The organism is Acinetobacter lwoffii (genome assembly GCF_052078135.1).
GTDB lineage: Bacteria > Pseudomonadota > Gammaproteobacteria > Pseudomonadales > Moraxellaceae > Acinetobacter > Acinetobacter lwoffii_Z.
Map to the genome: position 1 here is coordinate 61,813 of NZ_JBQGUZ010000004.1, position 25,084 is coordinate 86,896.

36 protein-coding genes are annotated in these 25,084 nt (G+C 40.1%); 8 read left to right on the top strand and 28 right to left on the bottom strand.

Translation table 11 applies throughout. The features are described from left to right. Positions 1–45: 45 nt before the first annotated feature. Positions 46–465: a YqaE/Pmp3 family membrane protein gene (locus tag ACTL4S_RS03770; protein WP_184413106.1), complete on the bottom strand. Its 420-nt coding sequence runs from the start codon at positions 463–465 to the stop codon at positions 46–48. 54 nt (positions 466–519) lie between these two features. Next, positions 520–1,080 carry a hypothetical protein gene (locus tag ACTL4S_RS03775; protein ID WP_441298778.1) on the bottom strand — a complete coding sequence of 187 codons (561 nt, stop codon included), beginning with the start codon at positions 1,078–1,080 and terminating at the stop codon, positions 520–522. Positions 1,081–1,580: 500 nt separating this feature from the next. On the opposite strand from ACTL4S_RS03775, the gene ACTL4S_RS03780 reads away from it, so the two are divergent. Continuing rightward, positions 1,581–1,751 carry a hypothetical protein gene (locus tag ACTL4S_RS03780; RefSeq protein ID WP_184413110.1) on the top strand — a complete coding sequence of 57 codons (171 nt, stop codon included), beginning with the start codon at positions 1,581–1,583 and terminating at the stop codon, positions 1,749–1,751. 30 nt (positions 1,752–1,781) lie between these two features. Here the strand turns inward: ACTL4S_RS03780 and ACTL4S_RS03785 are convergent, their stop codons facing one another. The 17 genes from ACTL4S_RS03785 to ACTL4S_RS03865 form a co-directional block, all read right to left on the bottom strand. Further along, a complete protein-coding gene (locus ACTL4S_RS03785; RefSeq protein ID WP_184413112.1) occupies positions 1,782–2,120 on the bottom strand; it encodes a hypothetical protein in 339 nt (112 codons plus the stop codon). A gap of 457 nt (positions 2,121–2,577) precedes the next feature. Next, entirely contained in the window at positions 2,578–3,339 is a 762-nt protein-coding gene (locus ACTL4S_RS03790; protein WP_171545970.1) for a phage tail tube protein, read from the bottom strand. Next, positions 3,339–3,509: a hypothetical protein gene (locus ACTL4S_RS03795; protein ID WP_441298779.1), complete on the bottom strand. Its 171-nt coding sequence runs from the start codon at positions 3,507–3,509 to the stop codon at positions 3,339–3,341. Before ACTL4S_RS03795 ends, ACTL4S_RS03790 begins: the two co-directional genes overlap by 1 nt. A gap of 9 nt (positions 3,510–3,518) precedes the next feature. Beyond that, positions 3,519–3,941 (bottom strand): phage tail terminator protein, encoded by a 423-nt coding sequence (locus ACTL4S_RS03800; RefSeq protein WP_441298780.1) that lies wholly within the window; start codon positions 3,939–3,941, stop codon positions 3,519–3,521. Continuing rightward, positions 3,916–4,413 carry a phage virion morphogenesis protein gene (locus ACTL4S_RS03805; protein ID WP_441298781.1) on the bottom strand — a complete coding sequence of 166 codons (498 nt, stop codon included), beginning with the start codon at positions 4,411–4,413 and terminating at the stop codon, positions 3,916–3,918. The genes ACTL4S_RS03800 and ACTL4S_RS03805 overlap by 26 nt, the downstream gene beginning before the upstream one ends. 7 nt (positions 4,414–4,420) lie before the next feature. Beyond that, positions 4,421–4,864, bottom strand: coding sequence for a gp436 family protein (locus ACTL4S_RS03810; RefSeq protein ID WP_004893875.1), 444 nt, complete (start codon positions 4,862–4,864; stop codon positions 4,421–4,423). Between the two features lie 7 nt (positions 4,865–4,871). Beyond that, positions 4,872–5,231 (bottom strand): hypothetical protein, encoded by a 360-nt coding sequence (locus ACTL4S_RS03815; protein ID WP_262457415.1) that lies wholly within the window; start codon positions 5,229–5,231, stop codon positions 4,872–4,874. A 10-nt stretch (positions 5,232–5,241) separates the two neighbouring features. Beyond that, on the bottom strand, positions 5,242–6,315 hold the full coding sequence (locus ACTL4S_RS03820) for a major capsid protein (protein ID WP_184413122.1): 1,074 nt from the start codon (positions 6,313–6,315) through the stop codon (positions 5,242–5,244). Positions 6,316–6,318: 3 nt separating this feature from the next. Continuing rightward, complete coding sequence (locus ACTL4S_RS03825) at positions 6,319–6,705, bottom strand: hypothetical protein (RefSeq protein ID WP_180075708.1); 387 nt, start codon at positions 6,703–6,705, stop codon at positions 6,319–6,321. After that, complete coding sequence (locus ACTL4S_RS03830; protein ID WP_441298782.1) at positions 6,702–7,670, bottom strand: hypothetical protein; 969 nt, start codon at positions 7,668–7,670, stop codon at positions 6,702–6,704. Before ACTL4S_RS03830 ends, ACTL4S_RS03825 begins: the two co-directional genes overlap by 4 nt. A gap of 55 nt (positions 7,671–7,725) precedes the next feature. Next, entirely contained in the window at positions 7,726–8,343 is a 618-nt protein-coding gene (locus ACTL4S_RS03835; protein ID WP_312536206.1) for a hypothetical protein, read from the bottom strand. A gap of 44 nt (positions 8,344–8,387) precedes the next feature. Then, on the bottom strand, positions 8,388–9,593 hold the full coding sequence (locus ACTL4S_RS03840; protein WP_441298783.1) for a phage head morphogenesis protein: 1,206 nt from the start codon (positions 9,591–9,593) through the stop codon (positions 8,388–8,390). A 3-nt stretch (positions 9,594–9,596) separates the two neighbouring features. Further along, a complete protein-coding gene (locus ACTL4S_RS03845; protein ID WP_441298784.1) occupies positions 9,597–11,054 on the bottom strand; it encodes a phage portal protein family protein in 1,458 nt (485 codons plus the stop codon). Positions 11,055–11,065: 11 nt separating this feature from the next. After that, complete coding sequence (locus ACTL4S_RS03850) at positions 11,066–12,742, bottom strand: terminase large subunit (protein WP_441298785.1); 1,677 nt, start codon at positions 12,740–12,742, stop codon at positions 11,066–11,068. Beyond that, positions 12,739–13,230: a DUF2280 domain-containing protein gene (locus ACTL4S_RS03855; RefSeq protein ID WP_010117574.1), complete on the bottom strand. Its 492-nt coding sequence runs from the start codon at positions 13,228–13,230 to the stop codon at positions 12,739–12,741. Before ACTL4S_RS03855 ends, ACTL4S_RS03850 begins: the two co-directional genes overlap by 4 nt. Positions 13,231–13,276: 46 nt before the next feature. Continuing rightward, positions 13,277–13,918 (bottom strand): putative metallopeptidase, encoded by a 642-nt coding sequence (locus ACTL4S_RS03860; RefSeq protein WP_441298786.1) that lies wholly within the window; start codon positions 13,916–13,918, stop codon positions 13,277–13,279. Continuing rightward, positions 13,878–14,315 (bottom strand): putative endonuclease domain-containing protein, encoded by a 438-nt coding sequence (locus tag ACTL4S_RS03865; protein WP_441298787.1) that lies wholly within the window; start codon positions 14,313–14,315, stop codon positions 13,878–13,880. The genes ACTL4S_RS03860 and ACTL4S_RS03865 overlap by 41 nt, the downstream gene beginning before the upstream one ends. A gap of 242 nt (positions 14,316–14,557) precedes the next feature. Between ACTL4S_RS03865 and ACTL4S_RS03870 the strand changes: the two genes are divergently transcribed. Beyond that, on the top strand, positions 14,558–14,740 hold the full coding sequence (locus tag ACTL4S_RS03870; protein WP_004646436.1) for a hypothetical protein: 183 nt from the start codon (positions 14,558–14,560) through the stop codon (positions 14,738–14,740). Positions 14,741–15,496: 756 nt separating this feature from the next. Here the strand turns inward: ACTL4S_RS03870 and ACTL4S_RS03875 are convergent. The 9 genes from ACTL4S_RS03875 to ACTL4S_RS03915 all read right to left on the bottom strand — a co-directional run bounded on the left by ACTL4S_RS03875 (position 15,497) and on the right by ACTL4S_RS03915 (position 21,279). After that, positions 15,497–15,679, bottom strand: a complete 183-nt coding sequence (locus ACTL4S_RS03875; RefSeq protein WP_004730170.1) for a hypothetical protein — start codon at positions 15,677–15,679, stop codon at positions 15,497–15,499. Between the two features lie 681 nt (positions 15,680–16,360). Then, complete coding sequence (locus ACTL4S_RS03880) at positions 16,361–16,828, bottom strand: hypothetical protein (protein WP_159515974.1); 468 nt, start codon at positions 16,826–16,828, stop codon at positions 16,361–16,363. A gap of 703 nt (positions 16,829–17,531) precedes the next feature. After that, complete coding sequence (locus tag ACTL4S_RS03885) at positions 17,532–18,020, bottom strand: antiterminator Q family protein (RefSeq protein WP_441298788.1); 489 nt, start codon at positions 18,018–18,020, stop codon at positions 17,532–17,534. Then, complete coding sequence (locus ACTL4S_RS03890) at positions 18,017–18,427, bottom strand: DUF559 domain-containing protein (RefSeq protein WP_441298789.1); 411 nt, start codon at positions 18,425–18,427, stop codon at positions 18,017–18,019. The genes ACTL4S_RS03885 and ACTL4S_RS03890 overlap by 4 nt, the downstream gene beginning before the upstream one ends. 77 nt (positions 18,428–18,504) lie before the next feature. Further along, complete coding sequence (locus ACTL4S_RS03895; protein WP_004730172.1) at positions 18,505–18,822, bottom strand: hypothetical protein; 318 nt, start codon at positions 18,820–18,822, stop codon at positions 18,505–18,507. Then, on the bottom strand, positions 18,819–19,562 hold the full coding sequence (locus ACTL4S_RS03900) for an ATP-binding protein (protein ID WP_441298790.1): 744 nt from the start codon (positions 19,560–19,562) through the stop codon (positions 18,819–18,821). Before ACTL4S_RS03900 ends, ACTL4S_RS03895 begins: the two co-directional genes overlap by 4 nt. After that, on the bottom strand, positions 19,559–20,458 hold the full coding sequence (locus ACTL4S_RS03905) for a replication protein (RefSeq protein ID WP_441298791.1): 900 nt from the start codon (positions 20,456–20,458) through the stop codon (positions 19,559–19,561). The genes ACTL4S_RS03900 and ACTL4S_RS03905 overlap by 4 nt, the downstream gene beginning before the upstream one ends. A gap of 48 nt (positions 20,459–20,506) precedes the next feature. After that, a complete protein-coding gene (locus tag ACTL4S_RS03910; protein ID WP_005171431.1) occupies positions 20,507–20,986 on the bottom strand; it encodes a phage regulatory CII family protein in 480 nt (159 codons plus the stop codon). 56 nt (positions 20,987–21,042) lie between these two features. After that, entirely contained in the window at positions 21,043–21,279 is a 237-nt protein-coding gene (locus ACTL4S_RS03915) for a hypothetical protein (protein ID WP_224216536.1), read from the bottom strand. A gap of 130 nt (positions 21,280–21,409) precedes the next feature. Between ACTL4S_RS03915 and ACTL4S_RS03920 the strand changes: the two genes are divergently transcribed. From ACTL4S_RS03920 to ACTL4S_RS03945, 6 genes are all read left to right on the top strand, one after another. Continuing rightward, positions 21,410–22,108 (top strand): LexA family protein, encoded by a 699-nt coding sequence (locus ACTL4S_RS03920; RefSeq protein WP_441298792.1) that lies wholly within the window; start codon positions 21,410–21,412, stop codon positions 22,106–22,108. 93 nt (positions 22,109–22,201) lie between these two features. After that, positions 22,202–22,504 (top strand): hypothetical protein, encoded by a 303-nt coding sequence (locus tag ACTL4S_RS03925; protein WP_262457379.1) that lies wholly within the window; start codon positions 22,202–22,204, stop codon positions 22,502–22,504. A gap of 99 nt (positions 22,505–22,603) precedes the next feature. Next, on the top strand, positions 22,604–22,819 hold the full coding sequence (locus tag ACTL4S_RS03930) for a hypothetical protein (RefSeq protein WP_441298793.1): 216 nt from the start codon (positions 22,604–22,606) through the stop codon (positions 22,817–22,819). 56 nt (positions 22,820–22,875) lie between these two features. Beyond that, positions 22,876–23,694 carry a HipA family kinase gene (locus ACTL4S_RS03935; RefSeq protein WP_441298794.1) on the top strand — a complete coding sequence of 273 codons (819 nt, stop codon included), beginning with the start codon at positions 22,876–22,878 and terminating at the stop codon, positions 23,692–23,694. A 1-nt stretch (position 23,695) separates the two neighbouring features. Next, positions 23,696–24,529 (top strand): hypothetical protein, encoded by an 834-nt coding sequence (locus ACTL4S_RS03940; protein WP_441298795.1) that lies wholly within the window; start codon positions 23,696–23,698, stop codon positions 24,527–24,529. A gap of 96 nt (positions 24,530–24,625) precedes the next feature. Further along, on the top strand, positions 24,626–24,961 hold the full coding sequence (locus ACTL4S_RS03945) for a hypothetical protein (protein WP_441298796.1): 336 nt from the start codon (positions 24,626–24,628) through the stop codon (positions 24,959–24,961). Positions 24,962–25,084: the final 123 nt, after the last annotated feature.

Genomic DNA, 25,084 nt, shown 5'->3' on the forward strand with positions numbered 1-25,084 from the left:
AAAACCCGCCGAAGCGGGTATAACACTGGGTATAAATATAAGTGTTTAAGATGTTTTCTCTAAGATTGAGCCGCAGTGCTTACATTTTCTCGCATCAAATCTAATTAGTTCGCGACAATCGGGGCAATTCTTTTGCTCAACTCCATTTTCGTCCAATTTTACAAAATTACCTGCATTATTTGAAAATATATCATTTGCGACTAATTTAGTTTTGCTTGGTATTTTAAAAACTTCTGGCTGTGTTTCTTGTTGGATTGGTTGCTGTATTTGTTTAGGCAAAGGTGAATAAAGTCTTATATTTTGACTGCCGCAAGAACCACAGACTTTACCGCCTGATCTACGCCAGATTTCATATATTATCCCTGGAAGCAAGCCAATAAAAAGCAAAACGATAGTTATAAGAAAACTACCTTTAGTTTTTGCAGAGCCTACACGCCCACAAACAAGACATTCCACTTTAGCCATTTTCCCTATCCCTAAATTATTATCTTTACATCATAACTTTAGGAAGATAGTCGATCAATCAGAAACCATTTCTTTCTTAAATGACTCAAAACCTTTCTTATCAGATTGTGCCACACGCGCTGCAACGGCGTTATTAAAGATTCCCTGCTTATACAGCTTATTTGCTGCATTAACGTAGTTCTGAAATGCACCGTAAGTCATTTCCATGATTTCACTATGCTGATGGCCCATTGATACCAAAAACTGGAATGAATCAAACCAGGTGGAGTCATCTTTCTTTTTAATACCGCGTTTCGGTTTTTCGTATTTGAAGTAAGTCTGGTTGACCAGAAGCACCGCTTTAAGTAGATCTTTAAATCCCTGCTCATCAGCGGCAAGTTCCACCAGTGATTCATTATCCAGATCAGTGACGCATGCCAAGGTCGAAATGACTTGCACACCATGAGCTTTAAACAGCCCTGTCAAAATCTCATCTGAATGATTTTGGTCTTTGATGAAGTTCTTCAATACTTCAGCAGGCATTGCCCAGGTGTCAAAATCTTTCATCTGGATCTGACGCACTTCAATGTCATTGATTTTGATGCTTCGATTTGTTGCTAGGAAAAAATCATTCATGATGGGTCTCTGAAATAAATTTTAGGCATTAAAAAAGCACCCGAAGGTGCTTTTCTTTTACCGTTGATAAAGGCTGAATTCTATAAAGTCCAACTACCACCTTGTCCCATCTCATACACGATGAAAATTAAGGCTACTACCATTAGAATGACAACAATGATTTCTGTTTTTGTTAGCATTTTCGGTGCTCCACTTTTCATTATTCATATGATAAGCAAAGCAAACAATTTATAACATAAAGATTACAAAAAAATTATTGCATGTTACAAAGATTTAGAAGTTAGTGAAGTTTCTTTAGAGTGTAGCTACCTACTGAAGCATTCAAACATTTCGTTAAGCAACTCAACAAAAAGTTTCAACCGAAAAGCATTCTTACGCAAACCTAGAAACCTATAACTTTAGACCTGAATATCTTACATATCCCGACATAGCTGCTACATCCACGATTTAAATCATTCTCTACACTGAAATTAAGTCTTAGAAACGTAGAGGAAATTCAAATGAAAAAGTATTCGAAAATTCTAATCTTAGCTTTAATGGGATTTACTGGTACCGTAGCTATCGCAGCTGACTCGATTCCAATAGAAGCCACTGCTGCAGCTGAAGCGCAACAGGTTGCTTTAGAATATGGAGATGGTAAGGACCAAAAATCCGAATCATCTGGTGAATAAAAGAAAGCCCTTAATTAAAGGGCTTTTTAATTAATTCCAGCTTGGCGTACAAGCACTCTTCCATGACAACTCAAATTGCTTTTGATCCGTCTGATTTTCTACAAGCACTATATTTTTCTGAAGCACAATGAAACGTTGAAAACCAATATCTTTACCGTCTGCTTCTTTATAGCTTACCTCTCCACACTCTCCTATTTGATTGCGGAACTTAGCTGAATCAGGATTGGGAATGAATTCTTTTGTAGCTTCTTTTGCAAATTCAAGCTGTTCCTTTTTGCTTGTTTCTAAATCAAGATGCTGACCACTAGATTCCCCGTGTCCACACCCAGCTAAAATCATAATAAAAAAGAATAAGCTTAAATTTTTCATAATATCCCCATGTATTAAGGGCGACACTTTACATTAATTTTCAATCTTATCTAACATCTAGGGAGAGTGGATTTGTAAAGTTATGTTTTACTATTTTAAGTCTTTTTAAAATTGACCCTATATAGCCAGGTGAAACTTCCACTTATCAAAAAACCGCCCCAAAGGCGGTTCTTAGCTTACTAACTTACTGACATACAAGATAAATAATAGTAGAAATAATTATTACGGCTAGGATGGAGACAAATATTTCTATTTTAGTCATAGCAGATTCATTCTTAACGTGAACTGAATATCTTTTATATCCCCATCAGATGAAAATTAGAATAACAAAAGATTACATAATCTTTATTTTTTACTATTTATTAAGTTTCATCTTAAATGTTTTAAGACTTATTACTATAAGGCAGGCACAAAAAAAGACGCTAATGCGCCGTGGAGTTCTTTGTGCCTGTGTGGGTTACGGTGCTGTTGCTGCCGGAATCGTTACGATATGGCCATATAAGCCAAGTGTTGGGTCTGTTTCTTTACCCACATCAGATAAGGCCTGACCAGAGATTTCATACTGACCCAATTCTTCATGAATTAATGGGAAAGTGGTTTCAGGTGACTTTTTAGTTCGCCATAAGCGCACAGCCATGTGCTTACCGTTTGCTGTATTCACCCCTTTGAAGAACAGTTCATACTCTTCATTGAAGTTATTGGCCAGAGTGGTATGTGTTACAGCACCAGTTGTGTATGTTGCTAGGATCGGCATCGTGAGGTCTGCTACATCATGAAAAATCACAGTGCCAAACTTAGCATCCACGGTGTACTGATCATCAGTAAGTGTTTTTGGTGTGCCGCTAGTAGAGTCCTTAAATGTCACTTCTGACAGGTTATAACCCTTTAATTGAATTTCCTGACCAGCAACCACAGTACCTAATGATTCATCAGCAATCGCTTTGCTTACAACTTCAGAGTTGGTACCAGATACGATGTACTCCAGATTGTCTTTGTCTACTTCTTCAAGTGTTCCAGAGAAATTCACAGAGGTTGTATTTACCATGGTGAAGTCGGTTGTGCGATTGCCAGAAGTTGATTCCTGATGCTCAATAACATCTGCACCAATTTCAAGCTCAAAATCGGGCACGTTGCCCAGATGACGCATAGCGCCAGCAATACCATTGGTTAGCTTGGATAAATAGAATTTACCCTGCAACGAGATATATTCTTTAGCCATTACTTTTCATCCCCTGTGGTTTTCTTGGCTGGAGTAGCTTTAGGTTCAGGTACTTCCTGAATCACGCCATCTGCCAGTAATTTTTTAATCTGAGCATCATCCAATCCGCCGACCATATCGCCTTTTTGAAAGCGGCCGACAGGCTGAGTTGCCTTGTATTGTTTTGCCATGACTGGCTCCTAAATGAATTTTTGTGATTCAAAAATAATCGTGATGTATGCAAAGCCCGGACTGTAGCCATCCCGAACTGAAATAAATTCCAGCGCCGTACGTGATGCTTGTGGTTGCCAACCGGAAAGCAGTTGAATCACCTTCTCAGTCAAAAGCCCCGCTTCATCACTTACAGCACGTCCATCGGTCATTTGAGATTGAGCATTGCGACATGCCACCGTAACCGCCCATTGCTGACCGATCTGGTTGATGCTTCCACGACCTGCACTTGCCTTTTTATCTATACGAACAAAATTGACGTGTGCCGACGGCGTGACTTGCGACATCTCGGTTACGGTGACTGAGTTTAACGGCGTATAGATCTTTAGAAATTCTGGAATCTCTTTCAGTTTTTCTGCAATCTCATCACGTACCGCGAAGAAGGTGCTCATCGATAAAACTCCCAACAATATCCAAAACCATAACCTCATCTTCAGCATCAAGACCAAGTTGGGTCCGAGGCGGAATAATGGATTTCTTAACCTTTCGATACTGACCACCCACTGCGAATGTAATGTATTGGCCATTCTTGGGTAGGATTGTTGCGCCGTAATGTAGATGGGGTGCATACGCAACATCAGTGCCCACTTCCACACCACTTGAAAGTACATTGTGTGTGTAGGAATTCATTAGACGGCCAGTATCACGCAGCGTCTCGCCACCTTGCATGCGTGCACGCCATGAAATCTTCCACGGGTTTCCATCTAAGCCAGTACCAGTTAGAAACCGATGCTGAATACTATTCACAAGCCCAGCACCGATCTCATCAAACAACTGGCTCTTGAGTGAATCAAAGTCACCTAATTGATTCAGCACCGCTTCAATAGGTGAACTATCTGCCTGAATGGTTATTGCAAAAGCCATAAACACCTCACTTCATGCTGGGCATTTGATCCAGGATAGAATCTCCAAATACGCCACCGGTATATGAAGTGCCGACTGGTGCCGTCGAAGGTCGCCCTTTGGGTTGGTCGTCGCTAATTTGGTTACTGGTATCTAAAATTGCCAGTGAGTTTTTGCCATCCCGTACACCCTTTAAGAAATCTATCGCCATCCTGTAACGGACTTCGGTAGCTTCAGGTGCTTCCTCGAAATAAAGTTTATAGCGAGCAATTTCACACACTATTCGCTTTAAATTGTTAGGCACATTTGGCAAGGGTAATGGGTAGCGTACTGCTAGATATCCGTCCACTTCCTCACAAGCATCTTGCAATGCTGTCTCTAATGGATCTGGAGCATCAGCAGGAAACATGAGTGCAAGGTTAAGTACGTTTTCACCAAATCGAGCGACTAAATCAGCTTTAGTCGCATACATAGATCACCTACTTGGTTTCATCCGCAGGCTTGGCATCTGCTTTAGGTTTTGCAGCAGGTTTAACCTTTTCCAGTTCAGCCACTTTAGCTTTTAGCTCGGCAATTTCCTGATCTGCTTTAGCCTTGTCCGCAACTGCTGCCTGATTGGCTTCAGTTAAGGTTTTATTTGCTGCTGTTAACTCAGCATTGGACTTTTCAAGTTCAGCCAAGCGTGCGGCCGTGCCATCTGCCTTAGGTTCTTCCGGCTCTTGATATTCTTCAATAGCCCCAGATGCTAAAAGGGCCTGAAGTTGTTTAGCTTCAAGCCCTTTGATTTCCTGACCCGGACGAAAATGTCCGATCGATTGTTTTGCAATGTACTTCGACATGTATTACTCCTTAAACGAATCCGCGACCGCCGACTAAACCATTTTTGTTATTCGGAACAGCAAGTGGAGAAGATTCAGCAAGCAATTGAATGCTTGAAGGGTTCTTTTCTTGCCATTGACCCAAATAGAATTCCAGAGCTTGGCCAAATGCTTCAACATTTTGCAATGCACAATGTGCAATCCATCCATTCGCATCCGAAACAAGACCAAAAAAGTCTTCAGGGATAAAACGCTCAGAAGCTCCACCCATGTTGTGGCCTACGTCATAAGTCCAGATTTCAATATTATCCACTGTGCCACGGAATTGAGGCTTATCAGCTTGATCGAAGGTCGGAGTTAGTGGAACGCTAATACCGGCATACGGGGCAATGAATTTTTCCTTGAACTCTGGGTCCTTGATTAAGGTGTTGTATACCTTAGAAGTGGTCAAAGCCATAATTGGTGATGTACCTGAGTGCTCAATAGACAAATCAATCATGGCCTGAATGTCTTTAACAGGCGTTGCTCCAACCTGTCCCCATTTGATTAATGGTGCATAGTTACACGCTGGATTACGCTCATAATCCACTTCATACATTGGGAAGTCAGCTGAAGCAAAAGTGGTTTTACCGTAGAGCAATACATCACGTGCAATCAGTAATTTTCGGTTTTCAATTGACTGGCGAAGATATAAAGCTTTTTGAGCCTGATCAATCAGTAGTAGATCTGCATCAGATAAGCGGTTTGAACCGGTGGCAATTACGCCGAACTGACGTAAACGTGCAATCAAAGCAGTATTCTGCACTTCACTCGGCATCACCGTCATCATCGGTTTCAAGTAAGCTGGCTTAACGAATTTTACGTTACCCGATTCACCTACTTTGATCTGCCGACCAGCTGCTGTCGGAGTAACAAACGGCGCAAGTGGAGTCGCTGTATTTAACTCACCAACTGGTACTTCTTTTTTAGTGTATGAAACACGTTGTGGAAAGAAGCGATCCATCAACCAGGTATCAACTTTTTGAGTGGTATCTGTTAACAATACAAGTTGTGGCACATCCAGCAATTCAACCGGTGCATTTTGAAATGTAAAAGTTTGACTCATGTCTTAGTTCCCCACAACTTTACGAAGTTCGATTTTGTTTTTTAATGCTTGTGCGCGTACAGCATCATATTGAGCGGTGGTCAGCGGCGTTCCATTCACTGTTACTACTGCAATATCAAATGCACCCTGTACATAGAGCGGCATTTCAAGATTATTTGCAGCATGGTAAGTAGCTTGCTCTGCTGTGAAATCTGATACAGCAATAGCATTCCAGTCACCCACCACACCCGTGGTAACTGCAGGATGATCAGCCACATTATTGGCACCAACAATTAGCAGATCCCCGCGCTTGTACGCCGTTGCTGTTTTTACTTTGGCATTCTCGGTACGAACACCATCGCCAACCACCAGCTGTTTATTCTCAATAGCGCCTGTTAATACTTGGCTCATGATTTAGCTCCTTGTTGCTGCGCTGCCATAAATTGATTGAATGCCTGATCCAGAGCCGAGCCTTGTGGAGCTTGACCACCCTGACCACCGTTCGCCTGGTGATTAAACAAGTGAGCAAATGCCGGATTCACACTTGGTGCTTGTTGTGGCTGTTGTCCAGCTGGTGGTTGCTGATTACCTGCCGAGAATTGGCGAAGTTGCTTAGCCGCGAAGGTAAAAACCGAATCATCCATATTGGTATAAGCGGTTTTATCCTCTGCACTGAATTGCGTTTTAAGTTCAGTTTCTAAAGCTGTAATTTCATCAGCACGTTTCTGTGCTTTGAACTGCTTAAGTTCAGCCAAGGCATCATCACGTTCACGCTCTGCCTGCTCTTTGGCCTGTTGTGCTTTTTCTAACTCGGTCACGTTGGTGTCCTCTTGAGTTGGTTGTGGTTTGCCCGAAAAGGCTTCGATTGTGGTTTGAGTATCAGCACCCACACCACAGATTGTGATTTCATGTACTCGCACATTTCGGAACACATGCAATGGGCCTGTAAACTGTTGACCATTTACTTCAACTGTTTTACCTGGTGCGATTTCTTCAATAGATTCAGGATCAGCCCACCAAGACATTTGGAATGGGTATTCTTCATCAATGTCTTGCACAATTTCTTTGGCTTTAGCATTACTTAAAAAATGCCCTTTAGCCTTGAAGGTTTGATTGATTTCGTATGAAGTGGCTACACCGACACGCTTACCACCAAAATGCTCTTCAACAAGCCCGGTTTTGGGTTTTAGTTGCAGTCCTTGGAGGTCAATAACTACACCTGCACGGCCCCAGTAATAGTGATTGTCGATGCGACCACCGCTATATACTTCCGCTTCAAACGTACGGCGCTTTTTTTCACCATCTTCTACTGTAGTGATCGGAACATTTACAGCCGTAAACTGACAGCGCAAATGCTCCTGATTAAGTTCAGGCATTTTTCATGCTCCATAAAAAAACCGCCCCATAAGGAGCGGTTTTGATGTTTATAATTTACTTTAGTTTAATAGCCTCATCTCTAAAATCAGTCATAAACTTTTTAGCTTCTGAATAGGTTTTATCAGTAACCAAGTTGTAAAATCCAAGAGATAAAAATACAAAGGACCAAAGAACTATGATTGTAATAGTTAAAGGATTAGGCCAATCAAAATTAATATTTAGATATTTTCTAATTGGATTAAACCAAAATATTAAAAAGAGACCTAAACTTACCGTTACTCCATAAACTAATAAATAGCGAGCTCTTTTCCGAAGAGAATATTCAAATGATATATCAATAATATTATTTTCATCATCTCGATCAACCTTAATGAATCTTTTCACTGATATATAGCTCTTCACCCAGCATTCCATATTCTCAAATTGCCTAAAATAAATAGCTTCTCTAAAAGTAATTTTTTTACTTTGGAATAACTGCTGAGCTACTCGATCTTTTATAAGATTAGGCTCTTTAGAGTCTATCAATGCTTCAAACTCTTTTGCATTTTTTACATCGTCAGCGAATTCCTCTTTTGGATGTCTACGAATTGAATTCCTTGAGCTTAGGTGTGCTACAAGTAAAGGAACTAAAATTGACCCCAGAACGGTTACTATTTTTAAGATTGCTTCCATAACATATTAAGTGAATTATTTTTGACTTAATCTAATGCAGAAAGCTAAATCTTTAAAGCCTTTAATTTATAAACCACCCGCCCTTCAACTGTTTCAATCGAAACAACCTCAAAAGATAGCCCCATCGGCATGAGAACACCATTACCAGCATTTAACATATCCAGATCAATGCCCAGCCCTTTAGCATTCTCAATCTTAATTACGATATCTGAAGCTGTATCAGCCATCAGTAACGGCGCATTCAACTGGACTGCCTGTCCTACCTGATAAGCCGCTACTTGTTGAAGTGTCGCAACACCCACCACGGTTGAAGCTGTATTGCTTGCTACAGCCTGAATAGCTGCCATGTCGGTACTCAGCCAGCGCTTAAGTACATCATCAGCTAGTGAGCCTGTAGCAGAGTTTAAATAGCCAGTCAGTGCGGCATCATTTCCCTGTACATAGTCCAAAAAGGTACGAATCGCACTTGGCCGAATGCTTGGATCAAGTGGCATTACTGTATTGGCTACCGTATCAAACAGGTCCCGAGTCTTATCATCCATCGGAGCAAATAGACTGGTGAGCTTTTTACTTGCTGTCCATTCAGCCTTGATAACTTCCTTCTGCTCGAGAAGATATTCTTTATCTAGGCTTGAAGCACTGATCTTTTTATCCACCAGTGATTCAAGTTCACCAAACTGTAATGGATGAGAACTCCAGTCCAAAGCTTCAGCCACTTCTGGCAACTGATCATCTGGTGTAATACCATATTTCAATGCCTGCTTCTCGGTTAAGGCAATCACGGTACAGCGACAACGAAAGCCCAGCGGCGGGTAATGTGTCAGCCAGAATGGATCATCAATCGGACGGACAGTCCGATTTAAAGCCAAGTGGCTAGGACGTACCCGACTATCATTGATCGCCGAATACATCAGATATGGTCGTTTAGCCTTATTCCGTTGCTGTTGTTGCCACCGCCCATGACCGTACGCACTCTGGATGTTGGTACGAAATACATTGTCCAGGTAGTGCTTTGGCAGAATGATTTCAGATTCTTCAATGAGCTTCTGAAAATCTTTAAAAGTACCGCCGTCGGCAATCGATTTATTCACCGCCTTGATGACAGTCTCAATTTGCTCAAGACTCGATAGAAAACTAACCGTAGTTGCCATCTGCCGGGTCTTTAGATCCATTGAATAAAACTCATCAGGCAGCACGATTTTTTTACTGTGAGCAAACCGAAGTGCCTCAAGGAATGTGACTGGTTGCATAACTTACTTCCCATTTTGCGCCGTCACATACCCCAATACATCCGCAGCATACAAAGCCTGATCCAGATTGGCCGTAAACTGTGTCTGAGTTGCACCAGGTATTAACTGCATCAAGTTATAAGCAAAGCTTTCAGGGCTATCAGACTTGAATACCAACTCCTTGACCTGATCCGGTTTCAGTAGCTGTAATTCATCCTGGCCGTCAGTCAATTCTTCAACTTCTTGCTGTTCAGGTGATAGTTTGTTTGCTGACGCCTTAAAGTTGAATGCTTGGCGCGGTAATGCAGAGAATTGATTGAAGCTGGTAGGAACCTGCTCATTCAAATCCCCTTCCTGTAGACCATACTCGCGAACAAAATATTCTTTAGACAGATTTGCACCCGCATTCTTTAAATGGACATCACGCTCTGCTTGGTCCTTATTCAGTGGTTTTGGTTTCTCACCAAGCATCACTTCATAATCCCCCCAACCGTTTAAAGCGCATAGAGCATTGACCACAGCCTGTAAAGTTGGTGTGACAAGCCTAATATCAGATTTAAGCTTATCCATTCGTACATTTTCATGCACTTGACCAAGACTGTAGCTTCCCTTCCCATCAGTCCCGCTGGTAAGTGTCTGCCCTAGTACAACTTTCTGGATCTGACGAATCAGCTGATTATTAAATGCCTCAAACGCTGCCCCTGCTGAACCGTTTGTTCCTGGTGCGGAAAGAATCTGAACATCATCATCTGCATCAATCGACAATACGCTTTGAGCATGAGCAGTTAACAAGGCTTTGCTCATATCATCAGTTTCAGTATCTTTGCACTTACCCAGTAAGATTGGTGTTCCAAAACGTTCGAGGAATTTCGCCCAGAATTTGAAGCCATTCTGCTTAAAGAAGAATAACCAATACAGCGTGGCTAATAGCGCTTTACCATATGGCTGTTCGTATGTGGCTTTACGGCGTGTTAAGAAGAATTTGAATGCTTGATCTACCTCATGCTCTGCATTGTTTCCATCCTGACGATAGATTAGCCGACCATCATTCTTAGGCTCAAACCACTGCATCGGTTTTTCACCAATCCACTGGATACCCACATAACCTTCCGGCTTTAACTCATATACAGCTTCCTGAACCGAGTACCCGAAGAACAGTGCACTCATGGCAGCAGTCGCAATTTCATGGAACCATTCTTTCAGGATGAGATTCAGCTTTTCCGCTTCATCCGTATCATTTGGTTCAATTCGCAACGGTGTTGCTAAAAGTGCATCAATCCGTGTTTCAACTACTTGTGCAATCTCATCATCATCTAGCAATACACGTAATCTATGACGAGTAATACCCGCTTTGCGCAACACTTCATCCGTATCTGGTTGCTTGCCAAAATTCACCAAAAACTGAGTGACTGCCTCTTGAGTGTATAAATTGCCGTAAGACAAAGCCTTTTTTGACGCTTTGTCCTTTTTAGACTTTGCCATATGTTTTCCTTTTAATAGGTTCGACTACCTGCACCTGCAGGTTTTTTCCGTTTTCGCTCTCGGATATCACTAAAGCAAATCATGACGCCGTCTGCTCGGTTTGGAGACAAGGCCCCGTCCGGTTGCTTATTGACTAGGATTTTGCCTGCACCATTTTTTGTATAAGTGGGTTGCGATAACTCTCGCTTGAGCTGTTCAAGCTCCTGCTTGTTTATGTCTTTGGTAGAGAGCGAAATAAGATTGTCTGGGTCATATTGCATACCTTGTAAAGCTCGATAAGTATTCTGGAATTTGATGCGCAGTGACCACCACATCTGAGCTTTAAGATTGGCAAAGAAGTCTACGTTTTTACGCGCCTCAACCATTTCCTGCTCCGGGTTGTGCACCGCACCTGAGCCTCGGAATGGATTTGCTTCGATCTCCGGAATACCTTTGGATCTATTTTGCTCATTAATGACTCGGGCATCACCACGTACACCAGCACCAAGACCATCGGCATCGTAATAAAACGAGTTCAAACGTAGATCAAGACAAGCATCAATAGCTTTCTGAGTTGTGCCAAAGATGTCATCACCAACGCCTGACCAAGTATCCAAATACTGCAGTACGATGCCATGACGTGCGGCAAAAGAGTTTTTATCCTTGCCCTCATCTGCCACATCAAGCGCACCTATACATTCCCCTGACGGCTGAATATCTAATTCAAGATGAGCATCAACGGCAGCTTGTACCCATGCTGATGGAATCAACACACCTTCTACCGAGGCGGCATAATCAATATCAACCTCTTGAGCTAAAACAATGTCATCAAGAGTGGCTAATTGTTTTTCATACCAGGGGTAAATTAATTTGCCATTAAATTCGACCTGCCAATTCTTATCTGGGTTATCACGCCATGCCATCGTAAAAACGGCGTAACGACCACTAAAACGATCTTGGTGAAACTTGTCCCCAATACCGTTTGGTGTAGATCCCTTGATATGTACGTTTGTGTTTTGAGAAATGGCAGCATCAACAGCTTCTTGCCGCTCTACGAATGCCCATTCATCCAGAAAGTACATTGTGGTACGACCACCACGGCCAATATTGTCACCAGCCTCACCCGTAACCGTTGCGCCGTTGTCCGGGTTGATGATTCGCATGTAGTTGTCATGCACTTTCTCGACAAAGCCTTTAGGTTTCATCCAGTCTGGCAGCTTGGAAAACATATCCCTAAATTTGTGCAGTAACGTTTTCGGATCGCCTTTTTTATCAACCAGATCTTCTTTACGACTACCGACGCCACCAGCAAAGCCTTCAACGAATAACCACCGGTGCAAATAAAAGCCCAAGACTACATAGCTCATCCCTTCGTCAAGACTTTTTTCAATTAAACCGTGTGTCTGGGTACCTTCACGTTCAATCAGCCAATCAACGAGTTCAACCTGACCAGGACGCAAAACAAAAGGAATATTCGCAGGCAGTCCAAAAGGCATGCCCCGTGGATCGTAAGTCCATACCCAGTGATTAAACCAATGAGCCGGATCATTCTTACATCTGTAGATTTCAGCCTCTCGACTTAGTTCATTCTGCTCTATCAGCATCCGGTAGTAATAACGCCGTTTCATTTCTTCAATGATTTCAGGCAGACGTGTATTGATCGTCCACTCTTTAATTAGTGGCGCTATATCTTCGATTGCATAAGTCATAACTTGCCATTAATTGCTAAACGCGAAAGCTCTTGAGCGGATAGTCCGTTAAGCTCATCTGGTGTGAATTGATGCGTTGATTTGGTTTCTTGTTGAATTGGCCCGCCGTCTGGACCAGTGATTTCCTGCTTTGTCACACGGCCATCTGTTTCTTGGAATGCCTGTTTCAGCAGATTTTGTTTTGCCCGTTTATTTTTTCCAGAATCCTCATACATCTTCTGAAGCTCACGTAAACGAAACGCCTTGTTAGCAATCGCAATATCATCAATATTTTCACGAAACTCTTTGCGAGTTTGCTCAAATAAATCCTTTAATTTTTTACTGAGATTACGACCTGCATATTTTGTCGGGTCATAACTGTGACATTGTTTTCGATCAATCTTGATCTTATATATTTCTTCTACCGCGTCTGCTACTTGTTGAGGGGTTTCAAAGCAAGCAAGAGACTGAACTATAAACATTTTTACAGGCTCTTTTAATGCTGCCATAAACACCTCTTTGTCGTTCTACGTCGTACAAGACAGGCAAAAAAATTTAACCAATCACACAGTTCCCACAACACGCAGCCATACTTGCCTCTGATACAAACGGCGCATTCTTGGCAATTTCCAAAAGTCGTTTGACAGACTCGTCTGCACCCCATCGTTTAACTTCACCAAAGAACACTTCAACATCATGGCCAGCCAAGTAATGCTTAGGCAATCCAGTCATATCGCTATAAATAATTTCACCATCTTCATCACGTTCAACTCCGATGTGATACAACTCATGTTCAATCAGTCGACAAAACTCACGATCTGAGGCTTGCTCACAGAATGCAGCATCAACCGTAATCAGATATTGTGGTACAAAGCCGAACCAATCTCGCATCTGTTGTTCCTGGCGTGCTTTCTTCCAGCCACCTACGTTAAACATGACCTTTTCACATTGGCCTAACACCATACGTTTTTTCGCTACGGCGGCAGATGAAGCCCAGGCGAATGCAAGGAACTCTTCATTGTCATGCAGTAATTCAGCAATATGATCATGATCAGGGTTATGCAATTCACCACCGAGAGTAAGCCAGTTTTTAAAGACCCATTCCTTAAGCTCTGGTGCCGGTGCCAATCGGATTGCTTCCTCTTCCTCAGCCTGATCAATCAGATCCGACGGCGGGAATGGTCTGAACTGTTCCATTGTCTAATCTCTCTAACTGGCTTCTAATCCAATTAATTGCATAACCTGATTCAATTTGATGAGGCTCAAGACGCACAAATGTATAACCTTGATCTTCAGCAAGATCATACTTATTAAATGAATTCGCTATCTTTTTCCCACCACGACCAACCGCCCATGGACTACCCACAATTTCTATAAGAAGATTCAGCTTCACAATATAAAAATCAAACCGCCAATTTTTGGTTGATTCAAATTGAAACTTTCGACGATAACCAATGGCATGTTCTTCTAATTCTTGAAATAGGGTTTCTTCTGCTTCTAAGTATTTTTCTTTGGCTTTCGGTAGTGGCTTATTGCGGGGTTTGGTTTTGATTGGACGCTTCTTGGTTTTCCAGAAATATTCTTTTTCATCCATATACACCCCTTGTATCAGCAATGTATCGAGAAGATATAAATTAAATACCTTGACTATTTAAATAGTGATACAGATCAATCTGGCGACCGGTTTATTATAAAAACCTTTGAAATATAAATAAGATATAAACATTTGAATCCTACATATATCTACACTTATCCCTCCAAATCATCCCATTGTAAGTGCTACTAGTATGTCACTCTGAATAGGTCGAATCTTCGGCAACAAAAATTGAGAAAACTATGTTAGTTAATACAAATACCGCTCAAAAAGCTTCTTTCAATCAATTTTCAAATAATGCTACTGAAAACAAGCCTAAATCAGAAAACCATACACAGAAGCCTACACAAGATAAACCCAATCAAAATGATACAACCTCCACTAAAGAGCAAGATGATCAAAAAGAAAATACAGATAAAAAGTAAATCATCGCTCAATCTTTTGATTAGTAAGAAAAGCCTATCTACCTGATGGGCTTTTTGAAATTTGAAATATCTATTCTACACAACACCACTTCAAATCATCCCCATGGATGCCAAAGCCATTCCCAAACTCATTCGACCTAATCGCATATTCACCACAAATAAGAAAAGAAAAACCCCGACAAATTAATGACGGGGTTTGAGTCGTAATACGTTCGACAAAAGGAAAATAGCAATATATTTCAATAAAAAACCCGTTTAACTCTCTCCAATTAAACGGGCTTGACTTGCGTCACAACGTCTTTCTTCTTTTGCAGAGCAACTATATTGCTTAAATATTACAGCTTTATGAAACAGCTCTTTGCTTGAGTGATTGTTATTCAACTTCTTTCAAACAATGACGACACTCTTTCTGGTCATCACAATTAATTTCAGTCACACCATGCAGGCCAAATAAGCAGAATATAAATTGGAGCATACTTTTCTCTATAAATTAAAAAAGCCTGATCAAATTCATGAACAGGCTTACCTCTTTTAAATTTACTTTATTTAATTTGTGTAATCATCTCTATGCTTACCACACTTGCAATATTCTACCTGAATAAAAATATCCGACTCATAAGTGTAGTGATGAAAGCATAATAGCTGCTTTAAGAGTTGCCGCATATTTTTCTCCCAAATGTTGGAGGCCCACTGAAAAGTGGAGTGATCATAGATGGTAAATAACAAGTTAGTACTTGCTCATCGCCTGCATAACAATTAGCTGTGAAGAACTTCTAATTCAAAACCGTTATCAATCATTTCATTAATACTGGGTATCAGTGCCTCCACCCACTCTCCCTTGCTCCAAACCTTTAAAATTCCATTCTCTTCCTTATAATAAGCATGATCGAAAAGTGAGATATGATGAATAACCTGTGTTCCGTTTGGTATACGTGTCATACAAACCTCCAGACTTTTTGTTGTAATTTTAATCTATCAGAATATTATGTTTTTTAATTATAGATGCTTGTATCAATTCACTATTAAATGTGACCTATCAAACAATGTAGCAACACATGACATAAGAAAAATATAGGCAAAAAAATACCTCCTTTATAGGGAAAGGAGGCAGAAACTTAATAGAAACTACAGCCATAGAATCTGGCCCGAATTATATACATAATAATATTATATACAAGGCTTATTAAAATCTTGGTAAGACAGCCCTCTTCGCGGGGCCAGACGCTACTCACAATCACACACACCTAACATGTACGGTCTGCTTTACTTGCTTTCAATCCTCTTTAGGTCGGGGCGCTACTCCCTAGTCTGGATTCCCGAAGGAAGTTTACTCGATGGCATGTTCCACTGGTCAGCACTCCAGTAGGCTTAGGTCGCCTTTTTACAGGCAATAAAAAGCCCACTTACTCGTCAAATAAGTGGGCCAGTGCTGTAGTCACTTTCTTCGTATTGCATCTTCTTCTTATCGCAAGAACAATATAGCACCAAGGCTTTGATCAGAAAGTATAGAGAATATTAAGAAATTGTTTTTCATTGTCTAATTTTGGTTGCTTTTCTTGTTAGGAAATAAATTTTAAATAATAAAAAATCCCCCAAAGGAGACTCACTTAGCAAATCCGATTACTTAATTTCTGAGTCTTCAAAATTTTTAGGAAGATTTAAATTGATTTTAAAATTTCCAATTTGATCAGCATTGCCCCAATCCCCATAGATAAGTGCCTTTACTTCAATTCCAGTATCTTCGTATAAATTTTTATCTTTTAAAATCTTCAGAAACTTTTCAGCATCTTCATCACTTAAATAACCAACTTGAATATCACTTACAATCACCATAATTGCATAGGTATATTCTGTGTTTGTGGTATCCATGATAAGAAGAGCATTAACGACTTTGCTAACAGAATCTTCAAGTTCTGGACCAACTATTTCAATTATGGGTTGTTGGAAGTTAATTGCACCGGAAATCTGATGACTAAACTTATTTTTAGTCATCTCTCTAAATTTTCCACCAGACTTCTTATGGGTGGGTTTAACCATTACAAATACTGTTATAAAAAGGATAATAACAATAAGAAAAATTAGTTCCATGACTCATGCTCTTTCACGTGGGAAAGATAACAACACCTTAACACGAAAGGACTTACATTCTTTGAGTCTTGAACCACCATCACAATTTATTTAATTCAGAAGACAGATACTCAACGAACTGCTTTTTGTTCCGTATTTCAGGCATATCAAATACCCAATAACATGTAGATCCAGACCTGCATTTAAATATGACAGTCAAGGTATTGATTTCAATGAATGCATCTTCATCCATGAGTTCTGCAAATAATCGCAGAGCTATTGAAAAAAACTTTAACTTATTGACTATTTCATATGTTGATGGCTCATACTCCTTTAGAACTTCATCATAAATAAAGTCAAACATCTCCTGGACCATAGCAATCCAACGGGTTAACTAAGCCCATTGAAGATAAATCAACACTTCTCATTACGATGTACAAAAAGTGTATTTGCAGTTCGTTTTCTTATTCTAATTTTAAAAGACTATAGAAACAAAAAAGCCCACCTTTCGATGAGCTTCTTCATAGTAACATTTCCAACGGCGGGAGTGTCACAAGATGAACTTGCTAAACTGACCCACATCGGCAGTTACCGCCTTAAATCTAATTTATCACATCTATTAGTACAAAAAAAGCCCACCATTGGCGAGCTTTTAAATCAATCTAGTGCTTTAACGTACACTTCGATCACAATATCACGAATATCGCATACCCCGTGCGCACAGTCAAACGGTTTTTTTAAACATATCAAAAGTTAAGTGAGGATGGCGACATTTCACAAAAGCTAATCCACACTTCAGATCTTGTCGGATCTGAAGTACTGATGTGTCGTTACTTTCAGCAATATCACGCAATGAATTGCCCATCACATAGTGCGACCATAATGTTGATATCCATTCCTGAACAATTTCATCTTCAATAGTTTTTAATTCAATAATCACTCGCTGAATTGCACGCGCTTCATTGTCATCAATCTGACAACGAATACCACGGCGCTGAGTGCATAAGCGATCCTTAAGCGTTTTATCACTCATGTACATTGCCAGAAGACGTTCACGCTGTTCCTGGGTAATTCGTCGAGTAGGCATAGTTTTCACCATGACTACCATGGTTTCAGTATCCCCATTCATCCAAGCCCCAAACTGACGAAACCAATCCTCAGCACTAAACTTAGTCCAATCCATTGCCTGCATAATCGTTACTGCTGCATTCATCCCAAATCCCCTACCATCTTCTCTATCTGCTGGATCGCGTGACCTGACTTCACTTGATCTGTACTAAACCGTATTACCTGAAAACCCATCATTGTTGCTGCGTTATACTTTTCCATGTCCCCAAGGTAGCCTTTACCCCTTGTGTGCCTTCCTCCACTCCAGATCGCACCTTCAACCTCTACCAGTATCTTTTTTCCTACCAGGTGGAAATCAGCTCTCCATTTCCGCTTTGGGTGAAACTCAAATTCCTGCTCAAACTCAATTTTTAAAGTCTTTAGTTCTCGGGCCAGTTTCGCCTCAAACTCATTCGGTACTTTTTCGCCTTTCACCTTAGGACGCTTGGAGCGCCCTTTCGGTCTGGTGGCTTTCACCATCTTTTTGTATTCAGTGATTGAGTAGCTGGTCATTCACACCACACCTCCAACCCTCAAAACGACGGCGCCAATTGCCATGAAAATAAACATCAATGTTTTGTTCAGATCCTTCATACGGCAATTTCACCCTTTACATTCATAATGTCTTTGGCATATGCAGTTGCGCGATAATGACTCTCTGATACACGCTCCAAATAACCACCTTTGACATGCTCCTGAAGCAGGCTGTAAATAGTGGTTCTATGAAAATCAAAAACAGCTTCTTGCACATCCTTCACTGAAAATGGCGTAGTGGCATAACAGGCAAAAAGCATCAAACTTATCTGATCTTCAAAGCTAACTTTCCTATGGATTTTTGACTGATCATCAGAATCAATTTGCTTAATCTCGCCACCATTTTTCAAAAATTCTTCAATTGTTGTATTCACACCCCACCCCCTACACGCTGATCTGTCCAATTGCATTCAACTACGGTTAATCCACCCTGTTGAAAACGAGACCAAAGACGATCACCCAAGTCTTTCTGCAGCTCAGCTAATGTCAGATTAGAAATCAGCATGGTCGGCTTCATGCGGTCATAACGTGCATACAGGACTTTGTGCACCAACTCCCGACGTTTATCACGGTCATGCAATCCATATTCATCCAGGATCAACAGGTCGTACTGGCTGAAATCATAAATCACAGATTTTTCTGTAGCGTCCGGCTGCTCCCATGCGTTCATGATTCGCTGTGCCAGATCTTCGCTGGTGATGTACCGTGCATACTTGCCTTTGTTGAGCAATGTTCGAGCCGTAGCGCAGCTGAGATGAGTTTTTCCTGTACCAGTAGGCCCTACCATCACAAAATTATTCTTGTGGCCATTGATCATGTTCTTGGCGAATGAAACAACATGGTTTAAAGCGTTCTGGTGTCCAGCGTGTTGAACGTTGTAATTCTTGAAACCTGAATTAGCATGGCGCTCTGGAAGCATTGCCCCAGCAAAGTGTTTTTCACGTACGGTGCGATCAATTTCAGCTTGTGCATTGCGCTTTTGCTCTTCCAGAAACTCTACGGCGCATTGTGGGCATTTGTGGTATGGACCGGCTTGAACCATTGCTATTTTGTGCTCTGAGCAGATCGCTTGTGTTTGTTTTAATCCCTGAGTCAGCATCGACATTGCGTTCATACAAAGTCCTCCGGGATATGGACTGGTGAATTCACTGATGCGTGATGTTGCGATGCTTGGTCTGCCCAAGCTGTATTCACATCCAGATTAGAATTTTGTTTTTCAGAAGATTGATACGTTTTTTGAGTGTATTTACGCTTGATCCACTTCACGAAGTTTGAATACATTTGGGTATCGGTAATCAAACCTGCGTTCAAACGTGGTTCGTAGTGAGCATTCACTTCAAGTAAAATCTGATTCACCAGTTCTTGGGTCATCGGGGTTTCACCTGATCGCTGTAACCAAGAATTCAGAGAATGTAAATCTGGTGTCCAGAGATTCAGAACCTGATCAACTGAATTTTCTTGCGCGTTTTTCTCTTTAAAGTTTTCTTTAAGTGTTTCTTTAAGTGTTTCTTTAATAGGGTCCCGTTCAACGGTACTAGTCCCGTCACCTTTCGCGGTACTAGTCCCGTCCCGTTTGGTGGTACTAGTCCCATCACCTTTAAGGGTACTACCTTCATTTGGTACTAGTCCCTTTTCGCGGTACTGGTCAGGAGTAAATTGATATTCACTTAGACAGCCTGTTGTTCTCTCAACTTTGATCAAGCCGAGTTCTTCCAGATCACGAATGCATGACATAACCGTATCGCGTTTTTTGATGCCGCAATATTTTTGAAATTGAGTGATAGCAATTGGGTGGGATGCGCGGTCAAATCCAATGGTTTGACGCATGACAAACATTAAACACTTAAACGCCTTATCGTTTAACTGGGCCATGATCTGACCATCAATTAAACCATTTGGCATCTTGGTGTAGCGCTCTTCTTTATTCGACATAGCTTTGCGCTCATTTTTTGGAAAATGAACTACTTGCCCTTGAGGTATTGGTGGTTCATGTGCTAGATTTGATTTCATATTCAATGCCCTCTAAAGTTTTGAATTGATAAAGCCTGATCTCAGAAATCAGGCTTTTTCTTTTTGTGTGAATTTATGCATTTGCTTGCTTAAAGCCATATCCGCCGCTTTAGCGTTTTCAATAATGCGATTAAGAATTTCGCTCGCTTCCGCATATTCTTGTGGCGTCACCATGCCATCTTCTAAAACCTCATAAACCTTTTGATTGGCTTTTCCAGTTTCAGAATTCATTTGAAGTAATGCCTCTACGATAGTCATCTGACGATGTGTGCCTTCTCCACCTGCCGGCATAAGAACAAAACCAAGCATATGAGCCCAAACTTTCAGAACTACCGGGTTTTGGGTCAAAAGCATGATTGCTTCAAACTTCTTAAGACTTGGATCATGGTTTTCCATATTTGGATTGCCATAGTTGCAAATCGTCTTGTGAGCATCACCGGTGACTTGCGCTATGTCCTTTGGATCAAATCCTTCAGACTGATTAATCATCTGGTGAATCGCTATTCTTGTCTCTTTCTTTAGAATCATGTGAATACCTGTTTTTGTTCACGTTTCTTTAAAAATATTGCTGGTTAATAATTGGTTTAAGCAGCAACGGTATGATGTTTGGGGTTAGCCTTATCCATAAGCCAATCGGTAGTGATAAGACCATTACTGTTACTAGCTAATGTTTGTGCATAGCTTGTTTCCCCTGTGTAGTCTGTTCTAGGAAGCGATCCCTTCTCTTCCATTTTCCGAACCGCAACATAGGAGATTCCTAGTAGGTTTGCGGCTTTTGTTCGCCCACCTACAGCATTAATTGCTCTTTGCATCGGGTTCATAATTTAAACCTTAATTAAACCAAATAAATTAATTAATTAAACCATCAGTTACATAATAATGCAACCTATGGTTGATTCCTTTTAGTCGTTTTTTACTTGATAATTTAACCAAAGGTTAAAGTGTGTAGATATGGAAACTATTGCTGATCGCTTACAGAAGGCATTAACTGCCAAAAAACTTTCATGGTCGAAAGCGTCAACCATGATCGGGCTGAGCCCGCAAGCGCCTTCAAAATGGAAAAAAGGCCAGATCAGCAAAGAGACTTTGGAAAAATTAGCAGAGGTGCTTGAGGTTGATATTGGCTGGCTGATGGCTGGAGGTAGTTCTTCAAATACAGCTCCTAAAACCACTGGTGTTTCAGGTGCTGTAAGTGAAGAATTTGGAAATGTGAAACCTACAGGGAAAATATTAAGGAAGATACCAGTGCTGGATTTTGTTCAGGCGGGCATGTGGAGAGAAGTTGTATACGATGGAGTTCATCCCAAGGGTGAAACATATACTTCTTATGAGGGAATAAATCCTAAAGCTGTGTTTTCACTCACTATTGATGGAATGAGCATGGCTCCTGAGTTCATGCCAGGCGATGCAATTGTAGTTGATGCTGCAAAAACGCCTGTTCCAGGTTCTTTGGTAGTTGCTCAAGAGATACAGCAAGGCACTGCCCTAACTACATTTAAGAAATATCGTGTAATTGGGGTGAATGAACATGGGGTGGATATCATTGAGTTAGTGCCATTAAACCCTGATTTTCCAACTTATAATTCAATGCAAATAGAGATTTCAATTATTGGTGTGGTTGTTCAACACCATAGAGAATTTAAGTACTAAAAGAAGTAAGTCACCAGTGACCAAAAAGCCGCTATATGCGGCTTGTAACAAAGAAGCACCCAATAAAGAAAAACTCTTTAAGAGGAAAGCATAATGATCGCAACACTTAATAAATCCAAAACTGCGCTAACGATTAATCGTCAAGAGTTTAAGTTGGCATTAGGTAAAATCGGTGAAGGGATTGATAAGCAAATAGCTTCGCTTAAGAAGGCCAAGCAAAGCTATGACGCTGCTGAAATAGCACATGAGGTCATTAGTGAAGCAAATATCTTTGAAGCTATTATTGAGGGCTTTAACGAAGCAGAAGAGACGAATTTAAAGTTGGCGGACATAACCAATCTTGAAGTGGCACAAGGATGGATAGATGAGTTTTTAGAAAAGTATTCTGCTCTATAAACCGCAAATCAATTTTTGTTGGCTGAAGAAGGAAAATTGGCCCAAAAGAGGGTTGATAAAAAAGACTGATTAAAACCGAGGAAATAGCTAATAAATATAATGCAAAAGATTGAAATAAATTCACCGAAGATCAGTCATGTGTTTTACCAGCACCGCTTGTTGACTGTAGTACTTCAGACGGGTGAAAGATTTCTATATCGTCTACTCGAATCCAATACTTTTGCTAAATTTATGGATTCGACTGATAAAGACAAATTTTATAAAACAGAAATTGAAGCAAACAAAAAGTTTAAGCGTATTCAGCTTTTTATTTAGGCAAAAAGTGAGAACACTGCGTGGGATTTTATAAGTGAATTAAGGGATTAGAGGCTATGGATATTCAGAAGTTTTTGTCTGAAAACTTACTTCTTGGTAGAGCTTTAATAGATCTACAATCGAGCAATAAAGGGTCTAACCCACTGTGGACGGGTTTTGTTTCTACAAACAAAGGAGAAATTCCTGCGTATATAAAACAGTGCAGAAATTCAGAGGGGTTATGTATAGAAATTATCAGCTCTCTCTTGGGTTTAAAGTTTGGAATTCCTATACCAAAGCCAATAATAGTGCTTGTTGAGCCTGGTCATCCACAAATTCCAGTTGGGTCTCCTACTTTTCTATTTGGGTCTCAAATGTATGAAATGCCTTCTTTTGAGAGATTTTTAGTAGATAGTGATTTAACTGAAGATTGTATATTGGAATATCCAAAATTATCCTCAATAGTAGCGTTTGATGAATTAATTGCTAACCCCGATCGAAATAATAGTAATATCTTATACGATGGTGAAAATTATAGATTTATAGACCATGAACAGGCTTTTCATCCAAAACAAAATCCTCACGCCCCGATAGATGAATTAAATAAAATCGCGAATATTTCTGATATAATTCAATATCATAATGGAAAAAATGATATTTATATTTACAACTTGATGAAAAAGATTAAAAAAATAATTCAAGATGATCTCAATGTGACATCTTCTGACGCTGTATTGCATAGCATAAAAGAAGTTAGCATGCTTAATGAATATAATGTACTAATTGAGCGAGTTTCTAATTTCCTACGAGCTCGTCATAATGTATTGGCTGTATTGGTGGAAAATGCTATAACAAATCCACCTGAATCAGCTCAATTAGACTTACTGGGAGGCTGAAATGTTTGAAAGTATTGAATTCCCCCCTGTGCCAAAATTTAAAGCTGAATGGAAATCTATTTACTTTGAACCCATCCCTAATAGCGGGGAAAAGATAACAGTTTTAATTGTAATTAAAACAGATACTCATCAAATTAAAATTTTTGATGCTCTACATCCTACGGTAATTGATAGCCTTTATGGCTCAAAAGCTACATCGTTCCAAGGCTTTATTAAATTAATTAAATCCAATATTATTAAAAATAATGGGTATTGCACAATTTCAGGAGTAACTGATAGCGATTGGCATTATTCACTTTCTGCTAATTTGAATGGTGTGGCGGCTCAAGCATTATATAGAACTGCTAGCCTTGGCTCAGTAGCTCTACAAAGCTTATTTGAACAAGATGACAGTAATGTTGATAATGAACAAGTTGATAAAAGGTGGTCAAAGCGAATTAAGGCAGCTGTATTAGAATTAGATCCCTCATATGAAAATGCATTTGATTTAAAGATACCTATTGGGAGAGATATAAAAATTGCATGTGGTTTTCACACGTCAAGATATACCGCTAAATTTAACGTATGCACATCACAAACAATTGCCAGAATGAAATCAAATTTGTTTGATTTGCAGATACTTGATTCTCATAAAATATCAAATAAGTTTGATTTAATATTACAAATGCCTACTGAAGATAATTTACAAGTCTCAGCAAAAACCCTTGCAAGAATGAAAGAGAATGTAGATGTGTTGAGAGAAGAAATATCTTCGAAATCAAATATCAACATATATACATGCGATTCAGAAAAAGATGGAGCTGATCGAATTTTTGAAATGTTAAAAGCTAGTTAACTCTCTCTCCACTCTTAATAAACCCACCCCAACGGTGGGTTTCCTTTTATAAAATTCTCTATATAATTCAAAGTCCAAAAACAATAAAATTAGACTATGAAAACAATAACTTTAACCGCCCTACTCTTATCCTTGGCTTTCACTGGTTGTGAGAAGCAACTTAATGAAGATATAGATCCAATCACAACCACAACAGCTCTTGAGAACTCAGATAATATTCTTAGTAAATACATAGAAAAGTTAGACTCAGAGTTCACCACTCAAGATGTGCGGATTAAAATTATATGCAGAGACTATCCGCGCGAGTATCAAAAAAACTATATGACTAACTTGTTGAAGCTATCACCTGGTGAATACTCTGAAGCTACACTTCTTGCTGATATGGATGTAGTTTTAGATCATTACAAAGAGATAGATGCTATTCAATGCTAAAGCTTTCTTACTTCTGAAATATTAAATCTTTATATTGGACTTAAGACCTCTCATGACCAGGCCTGTAATAACTAAGTAAAGCATCACTAACCCGCTATCCGCGGGTTTTCTTTATGTAAGGTA